This window comes from Sediminibacterium ginsengisoli (genome assembly GCF_900167075.1).
Lineage (GTDB): Bacteria > Bacteroidota > Bacteroidia > Chitinophagales > Chitinophagaceae > Sediminibacterium > Sediminibacterium ginsengisoli.
This window is the reverse complement of sequence record NZ_FUWH01000001.1, coordinates 418,295-435,590: the sequence shown is the minus strand read 5'-3', so window position 1 is coordinate 435,590 and position 17,296 is coordinate 418,295. Positions and strand designations below refer to the sequence as shown.

The following is a 17,296-nucleotide window of genomic DNA, read 5'->3' as shown; positions in this document are numbered from 1 at the left end:
CTGTTTATTTTTTACGGGCCTGCTGCAATGCCCATTTGGTTATATCTGTTGCCGCTTCAAAATTCTGGAAGCTGGCAGGCAGGCGCCTTCCGTCGAGATATTCGTTATAAATCCACGGGTCGCCTACTGCAAACACGTAACCTTTCCCATATTTTGCAACAGCTACGATATTGCGGCCATCCTTATCCACTACAAGCGGGCTCGCCGGTGATTTAAGACTTAGCGTAGCTACTTCTTTGAGGTAAACACGTTCTGCAGTTCTGAACAGGCTGTTATTTTTATTGATAGTGATCAGGCCCATTTCGAACTGCTTGCCGGTCACATGGTAGGTACTGTTTTTATCGAACTGTATTCCGAAGGTTCCTGCCAGCTGGTTAAAATGATCGAACTCTGCATTGCCGGTATCATTCCCCATCAATATAAGCACACCGCCCTCTTTTACCCAGTCAGCGATCACACTGGTATGTTGTGGTTGTATGTAGTTGGGTGTTGGATTTTCTTTAGGGATATCGGGGTCTACGATAATGTATACCGATGCCTGTTTCAAGGCTGCTGCGGTCGGTGCTGTTTCCAGTGCCCGTGTTGCTGCGCCGTTGTTCCTGAAAATATTGCCCCACAAAGAGAAGCCGCTGTTGGACTGATCTTCCCATGTATAATGAAAGCGCACATTGTTTCCGTCCTTGTCTTTTCTGCGTTCGTTATTGAAGTAATAATCTAGCAATACCGTCTTGCCATTACCCGCGCCGGAACGGATATCAGCCAGTGTTTCCATTTCTGATGCGGCAAGAATAAATGCGCCGATTCCTTTCGGGTCGTTGGTTACGATGGGTTCGCTTACATAGTATTCATAGCTTCCGTCGCGATAAGGATTTCCACCCAATCCTGCCACCTGGCATACCTGGTTTAGGTTAACCTGACCGTTTGCATCTGTGCTGATGAATGTTTTGATGAGGCCGTCGTATGCTTTTTTAGCTCCCGCATAATCTGCCGCATCTGTATAACCCATCCGAACTGCTTTCGCAAAAGTATAAACGAACATGCTCGATGCAGAAGCTTCGAGATAGTTTCCTTTCTGTCCGGGTTTATCAAGGATCTGCCACCATACACCGCTGTTCTTATCCTGTACAGATTTTACTGCTGTGAGATAACGTTTGAGTATGGCTATTAATGCTGATCTTTTCGGATGATCTTTCGGAAAATTATCCAGCACATCTACCAATGCCATTCCATACCAGCCCATGGCACGGCCCCAGAAATGAGGCGAAAGGCCGGTTGTTTTATCTGCCCATTTTTCCGCTTTGCTTTCATCCCAGCCATGGTACAGCAGCCCCGTCCGTTTGTCTCTTGCGTGATTTTCCATCCAGATGAACTGGTTTGCGATATCGTCGAAAGCGGCTGGTTCATTAAACAGGGTTGCATAACGTGCATAAAAAGGTTCACCCATATACAGGCCGTCGAGCCACATCTGGTAAGGATATCTTTTCTTGTGCCAGAAACCGCCTTCATTGGTGCGCGGCTGCGCTTTCAGCTGTTCGCGGAGGAGTCCTGCCGCCTTGCGGTATTTCTCATCACCCAGCACCTCATATAACAGCAGCAGGTTGTCGCCGCATTTGATATTGTCGATATTATAATCCGCCGGTTTGTACGTTCTGATACTGCCATCCTTGTTCACGAAAAAATCCATGCTTTTCTGGATATAGGCAAAATATTTACCATTGCCGGTACGCTTCCAGACCTTTTCAATCCCGTTCAGGATCAAGCCCTGATCGTAAGCCCAGCCTGCAGGCTGATTCGGTTTCAGGGCCATGCTGTCTGCCCAGATACGCATCACCGTTCCGGTCATTTTTTCCGACCAGGGTTGTGCTGCTGCACTTGTAGCAGTAAATGCAACTGTTATGATTAGAAGTCCGAAGAAACGTTTCATTGAGTTTATTTAATGATTTCCAATGACTGGTTTAACGCGCCGAAATTAAATGCCGACACCTGCTTTGCTCCTGAGAGATCAGAACCTTTCACTTTGATCTTAGCGCTCCTGTCGCCATTCACGCTGAACAGCAGTGCAGCACCCGGCGCTGCCGACAGTTTGTTGAATGTTATTTCCTTACTGTTCTGCAGGTATACAACAGGATCCGTTTCCGTTGGTACCAGTTTCACATTATTGAAAGTGATTCCTGTTGCTTCCGTGCACTCGATGGCTTTACGGGTCTTCAGCACCATATTGCTCATCTGTACATAACTCACGTTCATTTCAGGAATGCCGCGAATGAACACACCTTTTTCAGCCCCATTGCATACTACATTATTAATGAAGAAATTCCTGAATACAGGTGTTGCTTCTGTTACAGGTAATACCTCTATTTTAGGTAGCTCTCTTTTTTCGCCGGCCTGCGGAACAGGATCTTTCGCTGCATAGTACATATCGAAAGAAATTGCTTCGCCGGGAATATCACGCATGATGATGTCTGATGCATAAATATTCTCAACAACGCCGCCTCTACCTCTTACTGTTTTGAAACGAAGCCCGATATCCGTACCGATGAATGAACAGTTGGACACATAAAGATTACGTGCCCCGCCACTCATTTCGCTGCCGATCACAAAACCGCCATGTGCATGATATACGGTTGTATTCCTGGCAACCAGGTTTTCTGTCGGCAGGCCTCTTTTACGACCTTCTTCATCCCGCCCGGATTTGATGCAGATCCCGTCATCACCCGTATCAAACGAACATCCGTCTACGAGGATATTGGCGCAGGATTCCAGGTCGAGGGCATCTGTATTTTGACCGTAGGACGGGTTCTTCACCGTTACGTTTCGGATGGTGATCTCGCGGCTTACCATGACGTGCATGGTCCAGGCGGGCGAGTTTTCAAAAGTGACCCCATCTAACAATACATTTTTACAATCAGTAATGCGCAGCATGTTCGGACGCAGGAAATCCCTGATCTCTTCAAAATCTTTCAGTTCTTTACCTGGCGTCAGCTTGCCGATATTACCTGTCAGTGACGCTTTCAACGCCCCAGCTGAAGGATACCAGGTACTTTTATCCTCGCTCAGCACACCGCCGAAGGTCAGCTGACGCTTCCATTCTGTTTCTGTGAGTTTTGTTTTTTTCACGGGGCGCCATACATGACCGGAACCATGGAAAATACCCGGACCCGTAATGGCAATGTTCTCCAGGTTTTCTGCTGTGATCGGCGACTGGCAGCGGGCGGCATTTACACCTTCAAACGAAGACTTCACCAGCGGATAAGCACTGCGATCGTCTGTAAACAATACCACTGCACCTTTTTCAGTATGCAGTTCCACGTTGCTTTTCATAACAATCGGACCGGTGAGCCATAATCCCTGCGGGATATTTACAACACCACCTCCTGCGGCATTACTTGCAGCAATTGCCTTATTGATGGCAACAGTGTTTAAAGTTACCCCGTCATTAACAGCACCAAATGCAGTAATATGAAGGGTATCTTTTCTGAAATGAGGGGTGTAGACCTGCGGCAGCTCAAATTCATATCTGCCCGGATGAGCGGATGGTTTCAGGTAGGCAGTAAGCGGCATTTTCTTTTCCAGTATTTCCTTACATACCAATGCAGCAATCCTTGCTGCGCCATAGGCTGAAAAATGGGTATCGTCTTTTTTACCTTCTGGGGCAGCAGTATAATGACGCGGCTCAATCCACAGGAACAGGTTTTTAGAAGTTTCAGGCCCCAGTTCTGCGAGCAGCTTTGTGCTGCTCTGGTGCAGATCGATCAGTGGTACATTCATAGCAGCTGCAACAGCCCTTACCACGCCCGGATATTCGCCATGTGTATCCTCCGGCTTGCCCGTCGCATCGAATTTACGGCGCATAACAGGCGTTATGAGTACGGGGTTGGCACCCTTGGCGCGTGCTTCCGTTACAAATTTTACAAGGTTCTGGCGATAGGTTGTTTGCGGTGCTGCGTAACGGTTGCTGTCTTCTTTCTTTGCATCATTATGGCCGAACTGGATGAACACCCAGTCGCCCTTGCTGACATTTTTCATCACACTATCCCAGCGGCCTTCTTTGATAAAACTTTTGGTACTTCTTCCGTTCACGGCACAATTACGCACGTTCACATTGGCAGTGAGGTATTCCGGGAACAACTGCCCCCAGCCGCGTTCAGGATTACCTGCAAGCGGCTTGTCCGCCATGGTGGAATCGCCCACCATAAAAAAGCTGACTTTTTTTTCAGGTGCGTAAAATGACATCACAATCAGCAGAGCCGCTAAATACAGGCAGTTTTTCATTCCAGACTTTTTAATCACGATCAATCAGATGTTTGTGGCATAAAAAAGCTATGCAGGTTTAGCTGCATAGCTTTTACTTCTAACAATTGCCTATTATACCAAATAAAAAACCCGAAGTTGTTAAAGAACCACCATTTTTTGCTCCACTCTCAACACATACAGATGCATGGCTGTACCGGCAGTATCTTCTTTTATTCCTTACCATAGCAAAGCAAATTATGGGCGATCATCTCTCTGCATCCGTGACACTCACGTTATCAGGTAACAAGTCTACACAGTTATTCCCGGGAAAGATGCATATTCCGGGTGTTTTTTTACGCAAACGTTCCCGGTAACGATTTCCGTTGCGCCCGTGTCCTGCATATCGTACCGGGAAAATGTCCGGCATTTTTTTTATCTTTAATTCAACACTTCCCCATGAACCGGAATACACTTGTTATACCTGCCAAAAAATGCTACGATCACCTCGGCGGAAAACTGGGTACGCTGTTGCTGAACAGCTTCATCGAAAAAGGCTGGATCGCCGCAACTGATACTTCCGATGCCCATTTTTATGTGACTGAAAAAGGCGTGGAAGCCTTTACAAGAATGGGTGTTGACCTCAGCCGCATCAAACAGGAAACGGTCGGCGCCCTGGCCTGACCTCCCGCTTTATGATAAATAGCTTAATTTTAGGCGAGACGAATCTTATCCGCCTGTAATGAAATTTGAAGCAGTTACCATAAAAGACATCGCCAAAGCTCTCGGACTTTCCACTTCTACCGTTTCCAGGGCCCTGCGTGACAGCTATGAAATCAGCCCGGAAACCAAAAAACTGGTGCTGGAGTACGCTGAAAAGATCAATTACAGGCCTAACCCGATCGCACTAAGCCTGAAGGAAAAAAGGAGCCGTTCAATCGGCATCATTGTCTGTGAGATCGCAAACAGTTTTTTCTCCCAGATCATCAACGGTATCGAATCGATTGCGTACGATAAGGGCTATAATGTGATCATTGCGCAGAGCCATGAATCTTACGACAGGGAACTGATCAACGTACAATACCTTGCCTCACGTTCGATAGATGGCCTGCTTGTCTCCGTTTCTTCCGAAACCAAAGATCTTGAACACCTGCAAAGCCTGCATGCACGGGGCCTGCCGATCGTATTTTTTGACAGGATCGTGGAGGATATCGATACGCACAAAGTAACTGTAGATAATTTCAAAGGCGCCGCCGAAGCAACAGCCCACCTGGCGGCCACAGGCCATAAACATATTGCAGCCCTGGCTAATTCCGAATACCTGTCTATTACCCGGGAAAGATTAGCCGGTTATAAAGAAGGGCTAGCGCAGCATGGGTTACCTTACGATGAAAGCCTGGTTAAATATTGCCCTCATGGCGGACTGATCTATGAGGAAGTGGAACAGGCTATGGATGAGCTTTTGTCTCAGAAGAAAAAACCTGACGCCATTTTCGCCACTGCCGATAAACTTACCACCAACTGCCTCCGGTATTTTAAAGCCCGTAATATTCGGGTGCCGGAAGATATTGCACTGCTGGGTTTTTCCAATATTGACCTTACTGAATTGCTCTCACCTTCATTGTCAGTTGTAAGGCAGCCGGCATTTGAAATAGGCCAGGTTGCTACTAACCTGCTTGTTGACCTGATCGAAAGTAAGAGACCTGTAAAAGATTTTGAAACCCAGGTATTGCAGCCACATCTTTTTATCCGCGAATCGTCATTGAAGAAGACAAAAAAGAAATAGGTTATTATTTCCTGCCTTTTGTATTGTGGACCTTTTCCATTCCTGCGATTTTAACCAGGTCAGGAATATCGTAATAATCCAGTATGCCGGGTATTACGTATGCATACCAGTCCTGCTCTGTGGAACGTTCAAGTATATCGCGGAAGGAGCGGATACGATCATCGGTATAAAGTGCTGAAATTTCTTTCCTGAACAGCAACGCATGCAGTGCAGCAAGTGCAGGCGCTCCGTCGGCATGCATTTCTATGGGCAGGTTAACCAGGACAGGGTCTGTTTTTACAAAATCGATCAGCGACAACAGGTCAGTGGTTCTTTGTCCTGTCAGTGTTGCTCCTGTATGTAAAGCCAGCATTACATTACGGTAATCCTTATTATAGTATTTGGGGTCGTTGAATTCAGCTTTATCTGCGGTCTCGCCTGTACCGCGTACATCACAAAGTATCACAGCTGAACCGGAGCGCAACTGTTCGTTTATAAGACTTACACTATCCGCAAGCCGATTTTTGCCGAGGGTGCCTGTATAGATTGTCAGCTTTGTTGCTTTTACATCCGGATACGCTATCATCAAAGGCAAAGGGATTTCACCATCTTTTCTGACGATCCATTTGTAGTAAGTAATATTTCCGTTTTTAATGATCCCTTTTGATTCTGCTGTCAGTTTACCGGCGGTATTGATACCAAGTAATTTTGCAATAGCATTTTTCAGATCATTATCCGGGAGGGAAGTAAAGTGTTTTCTTTTTTCTTCGCCTGACTCAAATAGCCGGAGATTTCTTTGCGGCAGCGTTTCTTCGTTCTGCAGAAAACTATTCAACTGGCCGGTAGTTGTTACCTGTAATTCCTGCGGGGTATACAATTGCAATTCTGGTTCGCGGACTTGCGTTGTGTCTTTATAGAATTGTTTACGGAACCAGGTTACTGCGAATTCACGTTTTGGTTTTGATATGCCGTGACCATCATCATAAGTGAACAATGTTGTGTTGTTGGGATATCCGAGTACCCTGTATAACTGCTTTTGTTCATGAAATGCGTCTTCAACACCACGGTAATCAATGAAATCGAATCGGCCGGCCAGTATCAGCATGGGGTTCGGTGCGGCGGCCAGTAAAAAATCATTCATCTCCAGCTGCAGGCGACCTTCACCCGGAACCTGCGCACAGCCATCGGCCGGACCTGTCAATTCAAGTGTACGTTCGCGCGAAGCGAGATAACTGCAGGGCGCAAAGGCTTTGACCCTTTTATCCATTGCCGCCAGGTAAATGGTCTGGATCCCGCCGCCGGAATTTCCGATACAGCCGATACGCGTGCTGTCTACTTCCTTTCTTGTAACGAGATAATCGATGCCCCGCATATTATCCCACAATTCATCTGCAGGCATGGAAGTGCCGAGCAGATTCGCAGCCTGGTTGAGCAAAGTATGTTCGGTAGTTCCGCCTCGTGTTAACGGCTTGCCTGACTGGTCTGTAAGCTGGTAACGTTCGCTTTGAGATAAAGGATCGATCACGAAAACCACAAACCCGTTCTTCGCAAAAAGGATAGCTGTTTGCTGATAGGAAGGAGTTGCCTTTGCCGCGTCTTCGTGCCCGCATAGCAGTACCACCGCAGGTAGTTTTCGGTCGGCTGAAGGAAGGTAAAGATTGGCTGTAACGTGATGGCCGTTGTTTTTATACAACAGCTTTTCTATACGATAACCGGCAGCCCTGATGGTTCCGGTCAGTTTGACTTCCGGGATTCCTTTTTGATCCGGCCTTTCCCCGAATAATATTTGAGCTTTTCGTCTGCAATCCGCAACATATTGCTGCGCTGCGTTTCGGGATGCCAGTGCCTTATTGAAATTTATCTTCCTCGCGTCGTATTGCGCATGCATTTGCTGAAGCAGGAAACTGTTTAACGAATATTCAGGCTTCCAGTCGAGCACGTTATATTGTTTCTGTGCATTTGCTCTTACATACAACAGCATGAAAATGCCCGCGATCCACAGGCAAACAATAAGATATTTACGGCGTACGGATAAGGACATTATTTCCTGGCATTAACGGGTATGGTAAAATTCATTTCATTCATCCAGGCTTCGCAAAGCTGGCTCCAGTATTCAACGGATCCCGGATTATCCCGGAGTTTAATAGCATGAGCGCCCTGCGGAAACACATGCAGGCTCGCATTAACCTTCTTTTCTATCAGGGCATTGTAAAACAACAAGCTGTTCTGTACAGGCACACTGTTATCGTTATAGGCATGCACAATAAATGTTGGTGGCGTTTGTGCCGTAACATTGAGCTCAGAGGAAAACCGTTGCAGGTTTGCGCCAAGTGTGTCTGCGCCCAGCAGGTTTCTTTTGCTCCCGCCATGCGCAAATTTTCCCATTGTGATCACAGGTGAAAGCAGGATCATAAAATCAGGCCGGAAGGAAACATTGGTAAGCGAGTCCTGAATGTTGCTGACATCTTCTGTGTGAATAGCAAGCGTGCTGGCCAGGTGTCCGCCCGCCGAAACACCCATCACACCGATCTTATCTGCCTTGATTTTCCATGCAGTGGCGTTGGCTCTGATCAGGCGCATAGCACGTTGAGCATCCTGCCAGGCTGCGGTTTCACGTTTTACAAGATCGGCCTGGTGCGGCAACCGGTAGATCAGCACATAGGCATTGATGCCGATGGAATTGAACCAGCGCGCCATCTGGAAGCCATTATAAATATGCGATAGTCTTTCGTAACCGCCGCCCGGACAGATCATCACAGTGGTTCCTTTATTCTCCGCTTCAGGCACCGGGAAAGCGTAAAGGCCAGGTGTGCCTACCTTCCAGATACGCTCTGCGGCAATACTGTCTTTTACAAGATGACCGTTATCATTTGGCTTTGCACCTTCCGGCCAGAGCGGAATGAATTGTTGCGCCCCGCTTTGTATTGCAAGAATGAGGCAAAATAAAACGCAGTAATTCTTCATACCTGTTATTTTATGGGTTCTACCCGGAACCAGTCCACATCTGCATAACCTGCATCATTGGTACGGGATGTCCTTGTGCAGTATAAGCCAACTTTTGCACCTATCCAGCGGCCTTCTGCTGCCTGAAACGAAGTGCCTGCATCGGTATAATTCAACCCGTCTGTGCTATAGCTGAAAGTACAGATTGCTCCTGCAGTAACTTTTACCCGTAAATACACTGTTGCCTCTGTTATCTTCCGGATACTGACTTCCTTTTCTTTGTTTCCTTTTGCTGCATCAGTACAGGTACCCTGCACAAGATATATACCGTTGTTGGTGCTCTTCAATCCTAATGTTGCATAGTTCAGACCCATAATTGCAAGACCGGTCCTTTCACTTTCCAGCTTCGTATTGGGTTTGAAGTTAAGCTTTGTTGTGACCATAAAACTATCCGCAGGAAATTTCTGCAGCAATACATTCGGCGCATCCCAGAGATTGATGGCACTGTCTGGCAGCTGCTCGCTGAATAGACGTAATACCCCTGCTGCAACATGCATGAATGCCCACGTGCCTTTCGGATTTGCCTGCCATTGCCATTGAGGACTTAAATATGTTCCGTTGAATTCATCTGTATCCGGCGGTGTCTGCACAGGCCAGCTGCGCCCTGTATCGGGTTTGCGGTATTGCAGAACGGGCTCGCCTTTGCCATCACCGTCTTTGTCAACTCCGATTACAGGCCAGTTATTTTTCCATTCCATGGGTTGCAGATGTACCACTCGACCATACGGGCCTTTGTCCTGGAAATGCAGGAACCAGTCTTCACCTTTTTGTGTAGTAACCCATGCGCCCTGGTGCGGACCGTTCACAGGTGATTGTCCCTGATCCATTACAACTTTCCGTTCGTAAGGCCCATAAATATTCTTCGATCGAAGTACCAGCTGCCATCCGGTAGAAACACCACCGGCCGGTGCAAAAATGTAGTAATACCCGTTCCGTTTGTACAACTTAGGCCCTTCGATCGTCGGATCATTTTCATGGCCATCGTATACTAGCACACCTGCATCGGTAACCTGCGTTCCTTCAGTATTCATTTTTTTGATCGTGATAATGCTTTTGATCCCAGCGCGGCTTCCGGCCCAGGCATGAACGAGATAAGTTTGTCCATCCTCGTCCCATAAAGGGCAAGGATCAATAAGGCCTTTACCGGATTCAACCAGCAAAGGTTCAGACCATGGTCCGCGCGGGTCTTTGGCTTTGGTGAGATAGATACCGAAATCAGGATCGGGGTAATAAATATAAAATTCGCCTTTATGAAAACGTATGGCAGGAGCCCATACACCGTTACCGTGACGGGGCACGGAGAAATGATCAAACGGCGGCTGTCTCTTCAAAGCGTGACCAATCAATGACCAGTTCACAAGATCTTTGGAATGCAATATGGGAAGCCCCGGAATCGCTTCAAAAGAAGAAGCGATCATGTAATAATCCTCCCCAACGCGAATGGCATCAGGATCTGAATAGTCAGCATTGAGTACCGGATTTTTATACGTACCGTTCCCGTTATCAGCACGCCACACTTTTGAAACTGCTGCGGGCGGCTGTGCTTTTATTGCACCCTGCAGCAATACTACCCATAATATAAACGGTATCCTTCTCATGATCGGATAGCTTGCTTCTAATGATGATACATTTTATTTTTTGACTGAACCATTTTTGATCCAGCTGCCAAGTATGTTCAGGGCAGTGTAACCCGCTGCTTCTTTTTCTGTAAGCTGGCGCACCCAGGAAACGCGCTGGTTCAAAGCTGCACCAGGGCCAGTATTCCTGTATTCGGCATAACGGGCTGTTTTTTCATTCTCCTGGTTCTTCCAGTTATTCCAGCCTTCCGGAACAATATGCGCACCGATCTCGCAACGGAGATACGCCACTGCCGAATAAGGACGCCAGGGTCTGCCGAGTGAAACTTTCGTAATACCGGTATCAGCGGTCAGCCTGCAATCGAGGAATACAAAACCATACGGTTTATCCTGAGGTGTAGACGCCGCCGTAACATGAGAATTCTTTTTGCTGTGTATCTGGCAATGATCAAAGACAACCGTTGAAGCACCAAAAATAAAATCGGTAGAGCCTTCGATGTAGCAATTGCGATAATACTGCCTGCTGTTGATTCCGCTGCAGAATAATACATCCTGGAATCCGAGAAAACGACAATTATTGAACATCAGCCGGTCGCCATTCGCAAATACTGCAACAGCCTGACCTGCCGTCATTCCGGCATTGTTCTCAAAGCTGACATTATTTGCGGTAAAATCACTGGCATAAATAAAAAAGGTTGCCGAGGTCCAGGTGTTGATCGTGTCGCCGCCAGGCAGAACAGTACCAGTGTGGTTATTAAAGGTGATCAGCGTAGTAGCAGCATTTTCTCCTTCAATGGTTACATGATCTTTTCCTTCCGGCAGTACTACACGTTCTTTATAAACACCGGGACTGACGTGAATGGTAACCGGTGTCTGGTTACCCGCAGGTATTGCATCGATCGCGGCCTGGATGGAGCTGTAACCGCCTTTGCCGTCAGCATTTACTTTCAATATCTGTTGCTGTGCGGCTGTTGCGATCATCAATACCAGGAAAAACGGGAGCAGTATTGTCTTCTTCATAAAAAAAGATGTTATGAAAAAAGTAAGGCCACCCTCAGGCAGCCTTACTAAATATACGATCATCAGCTGATGCCGTGTGTAATTTTAATAACCCGGATTCTGCGACAGGTTAAAGTTAGCGTCCCTGGCAGGTTGTGGTATCGGGTTCAATTCTGATTTACCGGTAGTAAATCCTGTAGCATAACGCGACAGTGCTGTGGTATTGATTGCAGCACTGAACCAGGTTACTTTGGTTGTACCGGCAGGTGTTGCTGTTGGCGCTGTTTTGTAGAATGAGTTAGCCCAGAGGGTTGCATCATCAGCAGTTGAGTTATTCTTGTAATACATAGCAATAGGTAATGTATTGTAAGGTGCTGAGAGGTTAGACATAGCCAGCAGTGTCGCTTTTGTTTCTGCGATCTTGGCAGCCAGCATGTTCCACCTGATCAGGTCAAACTTACGAACACCTTCACCACCCAGCTCGAGAGAACGCTCTTTTACGATGGCGGTGAAGAATGCATTTTTGTCCAGCGTTGAAGGCAGGTCAACCGTTGCATCAGGTGTATTGATCGGTTTCCCGTAACCTCTCCTGCGCACCTGGTTCACTGCATTGAAAGCTGCGGCAGTTGGTGCCGGGTTCAGCTCATTTTCAGCTTCTGCATACATCAGAAGTACGTCTGAATAACGCAGGATCTGCCATTTCAAACCGAAGTATTGTACCGCATTGGTAGGAGCTACAACCGGGTTAGTGATCCAGTCGCGCCTGTATTTGCCATCAACAATTGCAGTGATAGCCTGGCCCACTTTGGTGGCACCATCGGCAGCAACATTGTACACGGCACAGGTTACATCACGACGCTGGTCTGTAGAATCGAACAGATAGAAATAGTTAGGCAGCACATTGATACTTTTATTACCGAAAGATCCTACAGTAGGACCGTTATAATAAGCCAGCTTGGTATCTTCCGCACCTGAAGCGCCGATACCTGATGCCTGGAACATCAGCTCACCGTTGGGGTCAGCTACGGCTCTTGCATTTACCTGGTCTTTCCACAGTGCCTTATAGCTCGGGTTCAGAGAGTGTTGTGCAGAAGCGATGATCTCGCTGCATTCCTGCCTTGCGATCTGGTAATAGGTCTGGTAATCTGAGCCTCTTTTCATCGTACCGTCTTTGCGCAACGCATATCCGCCTCTGAATAAAGCGATACGCGCTCTCAGAGCCTTGATGGAACCTTTGGTCAGGCGCTCATCGATCTGGTCGCCGATGCCGGCAACTTCATTACGCCATGGTACGAGGTCAGCTGCTGTTTTCAGATCTTCCAGCAGGCGATTGTAAATGGTATCGCGGTCTGTGCGTACAGGGAATGGATTGGTTGCAGCATCTACAGAAGCCGGGTTGAAGTGCGCAGGTACATCGCCCCAGTTAACGATAGCCTGGAAATAGTACTGGGCACGTAATGCCAGCGCTTCGCCATACATCCTGCGCAGTTGTTTCTTTTCCTGTTCAGAGCCGTTATTGTACATTGCCATTTTAGGAATGTTGGCAATACAGATATTGGCATATTCGATCCCTGTAAAAAGCTGGTTGAACGGGTTAGTGAGCTGCGCATTGGTGGATGTTGCGATATAACGTGCAATATCCCTGCGGTCATTGTCGGAAGCACCGGTAGGACCTTGCATCTCATCCGTATCAACGGTATAGTAAAGACTCAGACGGATACCGAAACCCGCATCGCCCACTAAACGGCTGTAAACGCCTGCAATCGCTTTATAGGTACTGGGTACATCTTTAAAAACCATTTCAGCACTCACTTCCGTGATCGGCTGCTGGTCGAGGAATTTTTTACAGCCGCCCAACAGTAACAATAATCCTGCTCCTGCGATGAATGTAAGTTTATAAAAATATTTCTTCTTCATATAGCAATGTTTATTGTGTGTTGATTAGAATGTTGCATTGATACCAAAAATGAATGTCCGGCTTTTAGGATACGCTGAGTAATCGAGGCCTGGCGTCAGGTTGCTGTTCCTTACACTCACTTCCGGATCGTAACCGGTATAGCTGGTCAGTACTGCCAGGTTGTTCGCAGTTACATAGAAACGGAGTTTGCTCAGACCTGCTTTACGGATACTTTTCGAAGACATATTATAACCGATGGTCACGTTATTGATACGAAGGAATGAACCGTCTTCGATTGCCCATGAATGCGGATAGAAAGCACCGGCGCTCTTCAGCGGCTGCCAGATGGTTGCATTGGCATTCAGTGCCGCAAGCTGATCAGGCGCGATACCCACCACCTGGTTTGAACTGTTCACATATTGTGCAGTCTGTCCGTTTGCTGTTACCACCCTCCAGCGGTTCTCCATCATGGCGAGCATATTGGAGTTGTTGGTGTAACCGTTGGTGAACTCGATCTTGTTTGCATTGTAGATATCGTTTCCGTAAGAGAAGTTCACGAATACGCTCATATCCCATTGCTTGTAAGTGAATTGCTGGTTCAGACCACCTGTGAATTTAGGGTTCGGATTTCCGATGATCTTCCTGTCGTTGTTGAGGTCTATCACACCATCGCCATTCAGATCCTTGAATTTGATCGAACCCGGCTGTACAGGTCCGATGATGGCTGAGTTATTCACTACACCTGCTTTCAGTGTGTACACACTTGTTGCTGTGTTATAATCGAAGTCAGATACTTTGTAGAATCCGTCGGTTACAAGCCCCCACATAGATCCTACAGGATCGCCTATGCGGATGATATAATCTGTCGGCTGACCGGAAACACCCCAGCTCGCTGCCGGGAAGAATGAATTCTGGTTTACACCAAGCTGTTCAACTTTGTTCTTGTTGAACGACATGTTATAGCTGGCCGTCCAGGTGAAGTCCTGCTTACGTACCAGGGTTGCATTCAGCTGGATCTCCAGGCCTTTGTTTGAGGTACGGCCTACATTCTGAAGTTGTGTTGCATAACCATAGGTAGATGCGATCGGAACATTCAGCAGCAGGTTTTTAGAGCTGTTGTTATAGTAATCAACACTCAGGCTTAACCTGTCTTTGAACAGGCTGATATCTACACCGATATTCCTGTTAACAGTAGATTCCCACTGCAGTGCCTCGTTCACAAGACCTGAAGAATAGTAAGCATTTACAGCCTGGTTATTGAGGCCATAGTAATAAGCTCCATCATTCTTGAATGTGGTCAGGAACAGGTAATCATTGATCCTGTTATTACCCACGGTACCGAAACCTGCCCTGAATTTCAGGTCACTGATGAATTTCACATTGCTCATGAAATCCTCGTTCTTCACGCGCCATGCAACTGAACCCGCAGGGAAATAACCCCATTTGCGCCCATCTGCAAATTTAGACGCGCCATCTGCTCTCACATTGAACGAGAAATAGTATTTGTTGAGATAGGTATAATTCAGCCTGCTGAAGAAAGAAAGGCTGGTATACCTTGTTTTACCCATGCGCGGATAACCGACAAACGGTGTTCCGAGATTGGTTTGACCGAACGCATCATCATGACCGATATTGTTGGGGTAGTTCCTCAGCAATGTAGTGTGGCTTTCCGTACGCAGGTCATAAGTTTCCTCTCCCAGCAGCACATCAAAGCTGTGCCTGTTCTTATAGTTGGATACTGAATAAGTGAGTACGTTCGAATTTGTATAGATGGTTTTATAGGATGTATCAAGTTGAACAACCGGTTTTTTGCTTCCCTGCAGTACAGAGAAAGGTGCAAGGGAATCCAGGAACTGGCGGTCTACCAGGTTGGTCCTGTCATAGCCGAATGTTGATCTGAAGGTCAGGTTCTTTGCAATGGTATAGCTAAGGTTAGCTATAGCATTGAATACATCGGTCGATTTTTTTCGGTACTCTGCACCTGCCAGCAGGATCGGGTTCACCAGGTTCAGGCTGTTACCTACGTTAGGGTCTGCATAAGGATCGTTATCGTCGATATCCTGTCCTGAAGAAAGGAATGGCCTGTATTTAACTGCGTTACGCAGCCTGTTGTAAGCAGAACCCTGATCTGAAGAAACGCCGGCGCCTAACACATCAGTGTGCGTGTACCTGGTCGACAGTCCGAATTTCAGTTTTGATGTGATCTTGTAATCTCCTTTGAAATTAAGCAGGTGACGTTTGTATTGTGAATTGATCACGATCGCTTTATCATCATTATAAGTGTAACCAAAATTGTAAGTCAGGTTTTTGGTACCGCCCATTGCATTCACATTATGCGTCTGCATTACGCCGGTTTTACCCATGATCTCGTCCTGCCAGTCAACCACAGGTACGTTCTTATAATTGTTCAGTGTATCCCAGGTTGTTCCGAAATTCTTCGTGAAAGTGGCGCTGTCTGTACTGCTTCCCCTTGAACGCTCAGACTGATAAACCACGAAATCATAAGGATTGAGCACATTCAGTTTTTTAGCTAAGGATTTCACGCCAACAAAGCCGTTATAGCTTACAGTGAGTCTGCCGGTACGGCCGCTTTTTGTTGTGATCACGATCACACCATTTGCACCACGCGCACCATAGATAGCGGTAGCTGCAGCGTCTTTCAGTACGTCGATCGACTGGATATTCTGCGGAGAGATGGCAGAAAGCCCGTTCTCAACCTGAACACCATCCACTATATATAAAGGTGAGTTATCACCGGTGATAGACATACCGCCACGAACACGGATACGGATATCAGCGTCGGGAGAGCCTTCTGCAGTAGTGGCGGTAACACCGGCCAGGCGACCGTTAAGTGCTTCGGCAGCGGAGTTAACAGGGATGTCTTTCAGGTCTTTGGAGCTCACGCTTGCAACTGAAGCAAGCAGATTTTTACGTCTTACAGACTGGTACCCGATCACTACAACCTCATCCACTTCTTTTACTTCAGGAGTCATTTTCACATTCAGTGTACTGCGTCCGTTGAGCGCTTCTTCATGCGCTGTATAACCTACAGCGGAGAAAACAAGCGTAGCTTTGTTGTTCTCAACCAGTATACGGAACTGACCGTCTTTATCAGTGGCTGTTCCGGCCTGGCGGTTGCCTTTCTGGATGACATTCACCCCTTCAATCGGCTGGTTATCGGATGAAAGGACCCGGCCCTTCACTTCAAATTTTGTTTGTGCCAGCAGTTGGTGCGGGATGTAGCACAACAGCATGGCAATGGCCATAAGGCAGATACATTTCATGTTCTTAGGCATACGCAAGCGGTTTAAGCAATCGGTAGATTGTTCTGATTTTGTTTTCTGTATGATAAAAGGAAGGGAGTTGCTGCCACAGGCGGCAAGAGAAACAGGAAAGTATGATTGATTCCGGTTCATGGCAAGCAGTTTTATAAAGCAAATCTCACTATGCTGTCGCTTTAGTGCTCATTTACTAAGTCAATGCTACACTTATCCGCAGATATGATGAAGTGTTGGGAAGTTTTTTTCTACGCAATCGTTCCCGGTAACGTTGTCAACTAAGGAAGGAGGGGGTAATTGGCTGGTGATGTGGGGTTTAGAGAGGATGTTTGTGCCAGGTGAGGGGTGTGCCTGTGGCACGGTGAGGAGATGTGAGGGGTTGGCGGTGAAGTAAGCGTAGTATGCGGAAGTGAGGGGTGTGCCTGTGGCACGGTGAGGGGATGTGAGGGGGTTGGCGGTGAAGTAAGCGTAGTATGCAGAAGTGAGGGTGTGAATGCTGCACGGTGAGGGGATGTGAGGGGTTGGCGGTGAAGTAAGCGTAGTATGC

10 protein-coding genes are annotated in these 17,296 nt (G+C 47.2%); 2 read left to right on the top strand and 8 right to left on the bottom strand.

Features of this window, described 5'->3' with window-relative positions:
- Nucleotides 1-4: 4 nt before the first annotated feature.
- Nucleotides 5-1,924, bottom strand: a complete 1,920-nt coding sequence (locus tag B5D42_RS02055; protein ID WP_078829758.1) for a glycoside hydrolase family 88 protein — start codon at nucleotides 1,922-1,924, stop codon at nucleotides 5-7.
- A gap of 5 nt (nucleotides 1,925-1,929) precedes the next feature.
- The gene (locus B5D42_RS02050; RefSeq protein WP_078829757.1) at nucleotides 1,930-4,272 is read right to left on the bottom strand and encodes a glycosyl hydrolase family 28 protein; all 2,343 of its coding nucleotides are present in this window, start codon (nucleotides 4,270-4,272) and stop codon (nucleotides 1,930-1,932) included.
- A gap of 417 nt (nucleotides 4,273-4,689) precedes the next feature.
- On the opposite strand from B5D42_RS02050, the gene B5D42_RS02045 reads away from it, so the two are divergent.
- Nucleotides 4,690-4,914 carry an ArsR family transcriptional regulator gene (locus B5D42_RS02045; protein WP_078829756.1) on the top strand — a complete coding sequence of 75 codons (225 nt, stop codon included), beginning with the start codon at nucleotides 4,690-4,692 and terminating at the stop codon, nucleotides 4,912-4,914.
- 58 nt (nucleotides 4,915-4,972) lie between these two features.
- Nucleotides 4,973-6,016, top strand: a complete 1,044-nt coding sequence (locus B5D42_RS02040) for a LacI family DNA-binding transcriptional regulator (RefSeq protein ID WP_078829755.1) — start codon at nucleotides 4,973-4,975, stop codon at nucleotides 6,014-6,016.
- 4 nt (nucleotides 6,017-6,020) lie between these two features.
- On the opposite strand, the gene B5D42_RS02035 is transcribed toward B5D42_RS02040, so the two are convergent.
- From B5D42_RS02035 to B5D42_RS02010, 6 genes are all read right to left on the bottom strand, one after another.
- The gene (locus tag B5D42_RS02035) at nucleotides 6,021-8,036 is read right to left on the bottom strand and encodes an alpha/beta hydrolase family protein (protein WP_078829754.1); all 2,016 of its coding nucleotides are present in this window, start codon (nucleotides 8,034-8,036) and stop codon (nucleotides 6,021-6,023) included.
- Entirely contained in the window at nucleotides 8,036-8,959 is a 924-nt protein-coding gene (locus tag B5D42_RS02030; RefSeq protein WP_078829753.1) for an alpha/beta hydrolase, read from the bottom strand. The genes B5D42_RS02035 and B5D42_RS02030 overlap by 1 nt, the downstream gene beginning before the upstream one ends.
- 5 nt (nucleotides 8,960-8,964) lie before the next feature.
- Nucleotides 8,965-10,596 carry a glycoside hydrolase family 43 protein gene (locus tag B5D42_RS02025; RefSeq protein WP_078829752.1) on the bottom strand — a complete coding sequence of 544 codons (1,632 nt, stop codon included), beginning with the start codon at nucleotides 10,594-10,596 and terminating at the stop codon, nucleotides 8,965-8,967.
- Between the two features lie 33 nt (nucleotides 10,597-10,629).
- Nucleotides 10,630-11,595, bottom strand: coding sequence for a pectinesterase family protein (locus B5D42_RS02020; RefSeq protein ID WP_078829975.1), 966 nt, complete (start codon nucleotides 11,593-11,595; stop codon nucleotides 10,630-10,632).
- An 84-nt stretch (nucleotides 11,596-11,679) separates the two neighbouring features.
- Nucleotides 11,680-13,491: a RagB/SusD family nutrient uptake outer membrane protein gene (locus tag B5D42_RS02015; RefSeq protein ID WP_078829751.1), complete on the bottom strand. Its 1,812-nt coding sequence runs from the start codon at nucleotides 13,489-13,491 to the stop codon at nucleotides 11,680-11,682.
- A 24-nt stretch (nucleotides 13,492-13,515) separates the two neighbouring features.
- The gene (locus B5D42_RS02010; protein WP_217698762.1) at nucleotides 13,516-16,767 is read right to left on the bottom strand and encodes a SusC/RagA family TonB-linked outer membrane protein; all 3,252 of its coding nucleotides are present in this window, start codon (nucleotides 16,765-16,767) and stop codon (nucleotides 13,516-13,518) included.
- Nucleotides 16,768-17,296: the final 529 nt, after the last annotated feature.